We start from the raw sequence: 7,960 nt of genomic DNA, 5'->3' as shown, positions 1-7,960 counted from the left end.
GTGGGGCGGGGTGGGTTGGCGGGACCTTGTGAGGCAGGAGCCGAACAGGAGCCCCCATGGATGGGTTCACGGCGTGTCCCGCCAACCCACCCCGCCCCATCAGCACGCAGCCCTGCAGCTTTTGACGTTGCTGTTGCTGTTGCTTCGGCGGGCGCCGGGCAGCCGCCCGGCACCCTGCCCGCGTCACTCGACCTTCTTGGCCACGCGCAACACCTTCGGCGTCACGAACACCAGCAGCTCAGCCTTGTCCTTGTTGCGACCACGCTGCTTAAACAGGTTGCCCAGGAACGGCACGTCACCCAGGAACGGCACCTTGCTGATGCTGCTGCGGTCGGTGAACTCGTACACGCCACCGATGACCACCGTCTGGCCGTCTTCCACCAGCACCGCGGTGTTGACTTCGCGGCGGTTGATCGATGGCACGGTGCCGTAGCCTTCCAGCCTGATCCACTGGTCCACTTCGTCCTTCTTCACCGCCATGTTGAGGAAGACGCGGTTGTCGTTGGTGATCGTCGGGGTGACCTTCAGCTCCAGCACCACTTCCTTGAACTGCACGTTGGCCTGGTTGCCACCGCCAGCACCGCCGGCGGAGATGGTCACATAGCCGATCTCCTTGCCCTGCTTGATCAGCGCTTCGCGCTGGTTGGTGGTGACCACGCGCGGGTTGGAGATCACTTCACCACGCGATTCTTCCTGCATCGCCGACAATTCGACGTCCAGCAGGTAACCGGCGTTGAGGATCGACAACGCCAGCGAACCGGGGTTGCCCGCAACGGCGGCAGGCGCGTTCCACATCAGGTTGCGCGCTATCGACGTCGGCGAGCGCACCGGTTCCGCGCCCGTCCTGCCACCGGCGATCCATTCATTCACGGCGCGCTGGTACTCGACGTTGTTGTTCGCCTGGCTGGTGATGTTCTTCGCATTGTCATCGACGTCACCACCGAAGTAGACATTATCCCGGCTGCCGCTGATGCCGAACTTGGCACCCAGCTCGCGGGCGAAGGTATCGGTGGCGATGACGATGCGGCTTTCGATCAGCACCTGGTCCACCGGGCGGTCGATCACACCGATCAACTCGCGCATCCGCTCGACCTTCTTCGGGATGTCGCTGATCATCAGCATGTTGGTACGTTCGTCGGCGACGATACGGCCACGCGAGGTCAGGAAACCGCTTTCCTCCTGCGAGCTCCCCCCTCCGCCCTGGCCACCGGATGAACCGCCGATGCCACGCGCTTCGGTCAACGCTTTGAAGATCGCCGTCGCACTGTGGTAGTTGATCTGCACGTAATCGGTGACCAGGTCCTCGCGGTTCTCGATCGCGATGCGCGCGTCTTCCTTGTCCTGCTCGAACTTGGCCAGCTCAGCCTGCGGCCCCACCCAGATCACGCTGCCATCGCGGCGCTTGTCCAGCCCCTTGGCACGCAGCACGATGTCCAGCGCCTGGTCCCACGGCACGTTGACCAGGCGTAGGGTGACGTTGCCCTGCACGCTGTCGGAGGCCACGACGTTCAGGTTGGACTCTTCGGCGATCAGCTGCAGCACCGTGCGTACCGGCACGTCCTGGAAATTGAACGTCACCGGCCGGCCGCTATAGCCTCGCTGGGCCACCGCCGTGGCAGCCTGCGCCACCGTACTGGAAGTGATCGCACCGGTGGCGGCCGGACCCTGCTTCGGCGTGATCTCCACCACGTATTCGTTGCCGCTCTGGTAAGCCAGCGACTCGAACGCGGTGTTGGTGCTGAGCACCAGCTGGGTGCCTCCGCCATACGGCTTGGCATCGATGCACTGCACGGGCGTGGCGAAGTCGGTGACGTTCAACGGCTTCTGCAACTGCTCCGGCAGCCGCGCGTTGCCGACGTCGATGACCACGCTGTTGCCCTGGGCCCGCAGGTCCGGGTTCGCCCCCTGGCCATCGAACTGCAGCACCAGGCGGCCGGCACCGTCATCGCCGCGCTTGAAATCGATCTTCGCCACCGACAGCGATGCCGGTGCATTGGCTGGCGTGGCAGCCACGGCGGCTGCGGCGGGCGCGCCTTCGGGCGCAGCCGCGGTCGCTTGGCCGCAGGCCAGCATCAACGCGACTCCCAGCGCGCCGATGCGGTTCAAGGTTGGGCGTCGGATCGGACGCAGCCCCTTGGCATTGTGAAAGGTCATCGTGCTATCCCCAGTAAACGATCATTGATCTTCAAGCGAAAGCGAAGCAGGCCGTTCCAGCCACCCGCCTGCACCATCAGGCACCAGCTCAATCAGTTCGATGCGGTCCTCGAAGACCCCGGTCACCCGGCCATCGCTCTGCCCCATGTACACCCCTGGCCGCACGCGGTAACTCACCTTGTCCGGCGCCATCACCACCGCGACGATACCGGCGCCGGCACCGAGCGTGCCGACCATGTCCAGGCTGTCCAGCGGGAAGGCTTCAAGCGGTTCCTTGCGCCGGTTCGGGTCTGGACGCAGCCCACTGCTGGCCTGCGAATTGGCCCAGGCATCGGTGAACGGGTCACGCATGCCCTGCGCGGAGTACTCGAAGGTTTCGAACTGCTGCATCACCGGCAGCGGTTCCAGCGCCGGGGCCGGACGCGCGCGCACGTCGGCCACCCACTTTTCCAGGTTCGGCGCATCGCCAGGCGTACTGCCGACCCCCCGGCCACAACCGGCCAGCAGCACCAGCATCATTACGCCGCAGCAGCGCAGCAGGAAGGAACCGGTCATGCCTTGCCCCCCTTGCCCTTGCCCTTGCTGGCAGCAGCCTTGTCGGCGGCTTCCGTCTCCTGCTGCTCCATCTCGGCTTCATCCAGGTAGCGGTATGTCTTTACCGTTCCGGACAACTCCAGCGCACCGGCACGGACCGAAGAAGGCGTGATGCCGGTCTTGGGATCCTTCGGCTTGAGGTTGATGTCGTGCATGGTCAGGATGACCACCCGCGGCAGCGAGGCCACGCCGCTGACGAACGCGCCGAACTGGTGGTAGCTGCCCACCATGCGCAGCTTGATCGGCTTCTCGGCGTAGAACTCGCGCACTTCTTCCGATTGCGGCTCGAACAGTTCATTGACCAGGCCGCTGGACAGCGCGGTCTGCGAGACGTCGATGATCAGGTCGGGCATTTCAGTCTTGCTGGGCAACTGGCGCAGCATCTGCTGCAGTACCTGTTCCATCTGCGCCAGCTGCTGTTTCAGCGGTTCCAGGTTCACCGCGCGGCCCTGTTCCTTCTCGAACTGGGCCCGCAGCTCAACTTCCTTGTTTTCCAGCGCAGCCAGTTCATCGCGCTTGCCACTGATCACCACGAACCAGGACACCGCCATGATGACCAGCGCGATCAGCACGCAGAACACGACCTTGGCCTGCTGCGGCCAGTTGCCGATGTCGTTGAAGTCCAGCTCGTTGATGTTGAATTTCTTCTGGCTCATGCCGAGCCCTCCTGACCGCTGGCCGCTGCCGGCAGCGACGGTTGCGGTGGATCCACAGGCGCCAGCCGGCTGCCTGCAGGCGGTGTCGGCGCAGCCGGGGCCGGAGCCACGCCGCCTTCCGACGGCGGCGCCGCGGTAGCAGCAGGCGAGGCGTCAGCGGTATCGCCATCGGCCGCCGACAGCGGTGCCAGCGGCGCCGGATCGGTCACCGTGCCGGTGTCGCCCGGGTCGGCCACCGAACCGTCGGCATTGAGCACTTCCTCGCTCTGCGCCGGCAGCTTCACCTTGACCACGAACACATACGGCAGCGCGCTGATGTCAGCCAACGCCTGTGTCCTGCCCTCCCGCTCCTTGCCAGGATCGCGGGCTTCGATGATCGACAGCTCCGGATTGGTCATCCAGCCGGACGTAGCCAGGTTGCGCATATAGGCCGACACGCGGGCATTGGACTGCGTACGGCCCTCAAGGGTCAGCACGTCGCCCTCCTGCTTCAGCGCGGTCAGCACCACGCCATCGGGAATGGTGCGCACCAGAGCATCGAACAGGTGGACCATCTGCGAACGCTTGGACTGCAGTTCCTCGATGACCGTCTTGCGCGCCAGCAGGCGCTCCTTCTGCGAATCCAGGCGATCGATTTCCTTGTTCTGCAGCTTGACCTTTTCGATCTCGGCCTGCAGGAACGTGTTGCGTTCGCCCTGCCCGCTGACCTGCCGGTCGTAGTAGAACCACACCATCAGCGACAACAGCAGGCCGCCCACGGCAGCCAGCCCCAACATCGCGTAGAACTCACGCTGGCGTTGCTTGCGCCGTTCCGCACGCCACGGCAACAGGTTGATCCGCGCCATCAGTCGAAGCTCCTCATCGCCAGGCCGGTGGCGATCATCAGCGCCGGCGCATCCTGGGCCAGCGCGTGCGCCTGCACCTTCGGTCCCAGCGTCATCTGCGCCAGCGGATTGGCCACCACGGTCGGCACGCCAAGTTGCTCTTCCACCAGCTCAGGCAGGCCAGGCAACGCCGCACAGCCACCGGCCAGCACGACATGGTCGACGCGGTTGAACTCGCTGCCGGCATAGAAGAACTGCAGCAGACGGCTGATCTGCTGCACCGTGGCTTCCTTGAACGGCCCCAGCACCTCCGCTTCGTAGCTTTCCGGCAAGCCGCCCTGGCGCTTGGCCAGGCTCGCCTCGTCGTAACTCAGGCCAAAGCGGCGCATGATCTCGTCGGTCAACTGCTTGCCGCCGAACACCTGCTCACGGCTGTACAGGCTGCGTCCCCCACGCAGCACGTTCAGAGTGGTCATGGTGGCACCGATGTCGACCAGCGCGACTACCCCGTCGCTGGACACCGGCAGTTCGCTGGCCACCAGGGCAAAGGCGTTCTCGACCGCGAAGGCCTCCACGTCCATCACCCTGGCGATCAACCCGCCTAGCTCCAGCGCCGACTGGCGCAGTTCCACGTTCTCCGAACGCGAGGCAGCCAACAGCACCTGGACCATTTCCGGGTTGTTCGGGATCATCCCGAGCACCTCGAAATCCAGGTTCACTTCCTCGATGGGATACGGGATGTAATTGACGGCCTCCAGTTCTACCTGGGCCTCCATCTCGTTCTCGTCCAGGTCGGCCGGCATCGGGATCACCTTGGTGATCACCGCCGACCCTGCCACCGCCGCAGCCGCATGTTTGGCCTTGCTGCCGGAACGGTTGATCGCCCGACGGATGGCTTCGCCGACCGCTTCGACCTCGACGATGTTCTTTTCCACGACCGCATTCGGCGGCAATGGTTCCACAGCATAATGTTCCACGCGGAAACGATTGCCGCTGCGGGAAAGCTGCAGCAGCTTTACCGCAGTCGAACTGATGTCGACGCCAATGAGCGCCGGCTGACTTTTTGGGATGAGCCCCACGGTTTCTCCCCTGCCGATGGGCACTTGGGCGCTTTGCCAGCGCCCGCGCATTAATAACGTTTTTTTTGCAAATGGCAACCGTCCTGCCGTGAAGAATTCTCCACAGAACGTTTCGCAACCTGACGGCTTCCCCTTGCACTCCCCAGAGCCGACCCCAGCCAGCCCCATGTGTAATCTATACTCTGCGGCCATGAAATCTGCAATCGGAATCTGTCACCGATGACACGCCTTCGCCGCTGGCTGCGCTGGATCCTGGTCGTTTTCCTGGTCCTGGCGTTGATCGGCGCGGCCGCTGCGGGCGGCCTCTACTACGCCATTTCCTCCAAGCTTCCCGACGTGCAGACCCTGCGCGATGTCGAGATGCAGGAGCCCATGTACGTCTATGCCGCCGACGGCAGGCTGATGGCGGTATTCGGCGAGACCCGCCGCATCCCGATCACCATGAAGCACGTCCCGGAGCGGCTGAAGCAGGCCTTCCTGGCCACCGAGGACGCGCGTTTCTATGAACATGGGGGCGTGGACTACAAGGGTATCGCCCGCGCGGTATGGCTGATCATCAGCACCAATGACAAGCGCGTACCCGGCGGCTCGACGATCACCCAGCAGGTGGCACGCCAGTTCTTCCTGAGCTCCGAATACAGCTATACCCGCAAGCTGGCTGAAATCCTGCTGGCGCGGAAAATCGAGTCCGAGCTGAGCAAGGACGAGATCTTCGAGCTGTACCTGAACAAGAGTTTCTTCGGCAATCGCGCTTATGGCGTGGCGGCGGCCGCCCAGCTCTACTACGGCAAGTCGCTGGACCAGTTGGAACTGGACGAGATGGCCTCGCTGGCCGGCATCCCCAAGTTCCCGTCTTCGGGCAATCCGATCTCCAATCCCGAGCGCGCGCGGCAGCGCCGCGACAACTACGTACTGCAGCGCATGGCCGACCTGCGCTTCGTCAGCCAGGCCGAGGCCGATGCGGCCAAGGCAGTGCCCATGCACGCCACCGTGCACGAACCGCCGGTACAGGTGGATGCCCCTTACGTGTCGGAACTGGTACGCCAGGAAATGATCGCCCGCTTCGGTGGCGACGTGGTCAACAAGGGCTACCACGTGACCACCACCATTAATGCCGACCTGCAGGCCTCGGCCAACCTGGCCGTGCGCGATGGCCTGCTGCTGTATGACCATCGCCACGGTTGGCACGGCGTGGAGAAGCAGGTCGAGGTCGGCGCCGGCGACGATGCCGCCACGCTGGCAGCGCACCTGTCGGGAATAAGCGCGCAGGCCGGGCTGCTGCCGGCGATCATCACCGCCACTGCGGCCGATGGCAGCGCCACCGCCGTGCTGGCCAACCGTGCCGAGATCAGCCTGCCGGCTGCTGCGGCACGCTGGACCAACAAGACCCCTGCCAAGCTGGTCAACCGTGGCGACATCGTGCGCGTCCGCGCCGGCGAGAAGGAAGGCCAGTGGCTGCTTGACCAGATCCCCCGTGGACAATCGGCGCTGGTGTCACTGGATGCCAACAGCGGTGCGTTGAGGGCGCTGGTCGGCGGCTTCAGCTACTCCGGCAACAAGTTCAACCGCGCCACGCAGGCGCGCCGCCAGCCGGGCTCCAGCTTCAAGCCCTTCGTCTACGCGGCAGCCTTCGACAAGGGCTACAACCCGGGCTCGATCGTACTGGATGCTCCGGTGGTGTTCCGCGACCGCCGCGGCAAGACCTGGGCGCCGCAGAACGATGGCGGTGGCTTCCGTGGCCCGATGCGCCTGCGCGAAGCGCTGGTGCAATCACGCAACCTGGTATCGGTGCGGCTGCTCGACGGCATGGGCGTGGATTACGCACGCAAGTACATCAGCGAGTTTGGCTTTGCCGAGGCCGAGCTGCCGCCAAACCTGTCGATGTCGCTGGGCACGGCCTCGTTGACCCCGCTGTCGGTGGCCCGCGGATACGCCGTGTTCGCCAACGGAGGTTCGCGCGTGGATACCTGGCTGATCGACCGGGTAACCGACCGCGACGGCGTGGAAGTGTTCAAGGAGAACCCGGCGCTGGCCTGCCGCGATTGTGCTGGCAGCAGCAATGGGCAGCCCGCCAATCCGGTGGTGGATGGCTTCAATTTCGGTGCCCCGGCGCCGGCGCCCGATGCCACTGCCATTGCACTACCCGCCGAATCCGAAGTGCCTGCAGCGGTCAACCCCGATGCACGTACGGCGCCGCGTGCGATCGATGCCCGCACCGCCTACCAGTTGGTGTCGATGATGCGTGACGTGGTCCAGCGCGGCACCGGCGCCCAGGCCAAGGTACTGGGCCGCGAGGACGTGGGCGGCAAGACCGGTTCCACCAACGACCACCGGGATGCCTGGTTCTCGGGCTTTGGCGGGCCGTATGTCACCACCGTATGGGTGGGCCGCGATGACTTCCGTTCGCTGGGCTACCGCGAGTATGGCGGCAGGTCCGCGCTGCCGATCTGGATCGACTACATGCGCAGTGCGCTGAAGGATACCCCCATCGCACAGAACGACCCGCCGGCAGGAATGGTCCAGGCCAACCTCAACGGCGCCACCGAATGGGTCAAGGTGGAGGACATGGACCGGCTGCAGGACTATGACCTGGACCTGCAGGCACCACAGGCCGACGCGGCCGCGTTCGATATTTTCTGATGGGGCACGGCGG

General features: G+C 64.8%; 6 protein-coding genes. 1 reads left to right on the top strand and 5 read right to left on the bottom strand.

The genetic code is table 11. The annotated features are described in order from the left end of the window. Positions 1-183 precede the first annotated feature (183 nt). Genes H4O11_RS18905 through H4O11_RS18885 form a run of 5 tightly spaced genes read right to left on the bottom strand, consistent with a single transcriptional unit; the run spans position 184 to position 5,307 of the window. Complete coding sequence (locus H4O11_RS18905) at positions 184-2,154, bottom strand: type IV pilus secretin PilQ (RefSeq protein ID WP_182342487.1); 1,971 nt, start codon at positions 2,152-2,154, stop codon at positions 184-186. A gap of 21 nt (positions 2,155-2,175) precedes the next feature. Then, entirely contained in the window at positions 2,176-2,709 is a 534-nt protein-coding gene (locus tag H4O11_RS18900) for a pilus assembly protein PilP (protein ID WP_182342484.1), read from the bottom strand. Next, positions 2,706-3,404, bottom strand: coding sequence for a type IV pilus inner membrane component PilO (locus H4O11_RS18895; RefSeq protein ID WP_182342477.1), 699 nt, complete (start codon positions 3,402-3,404; stop codon positions 2,706-2,708). The genes H4O11_RS18900 and H4O11_RS18895 overlap by 4 nt, the downstream gene beginning before the upstream one ends. Next, the gene (locus tag H4O11_RS18890; protein ID WP_182342474.1) at positions 3,401-4,249 is read right to left on the bottom strand and encodes a PilN domain-containing protein; all 849 of its coding nucleotides are present in this window, start codon (positions 4,247-4,249) and stop codon (positions 3,401-3,403) included. Before H4O11_RS18890 ends, H4O11_RS18895 begins: the two co-directional genes overlap by 4 nt. Continuing rightward, entirely contained in the window at positions 4,249-5,307 is a 1,059-nt protein-coding gene (locus tag H4O11_RS18885; RefSeq protein WP_343042863.1) for a pilus assembly protein PilM, read from the bottom strand. The genes H4O11_RS18890 and H4O11_RS18885 overlap by 1 nt, the downstream gene beginning before the upstream one ends. Before the next feature lie 219 nt (positions 5,308-5,526). On the opposite strand from H4O11_RS18885, the gene H4O11_RS18880 reads away from it, so the two are divergent. After that, positions 5,527-7,947, top strand: a complete 2,421-nt coding sequence (locus H4O11_RS18880) for a penicillin-binding protein 1A (RefSeq protein WP_182342468.1) — start codon at positions 5,527-5,529, stop codon at positions 7,945-7,947. Positions 7,948-7,960 lie beyond the last annotated feature (13 nt).

This window comes from Stenotrophomonas tumulicola (genome assembly GCF_014117215.1).
Taxonomy (GTDB): Bacteria; Pseudomonadota; Gammaproteobacteria; order Xanthomonadales; family Xanthomonadaceae; genus Stenotrophomonas; species Stenotrophomonas tumulicola.
The sequence above is the reverse complement of the archived record's forward strand: the minus strand, read 5'-3'. Positions and strand labels throughout refer to the sequence as shown.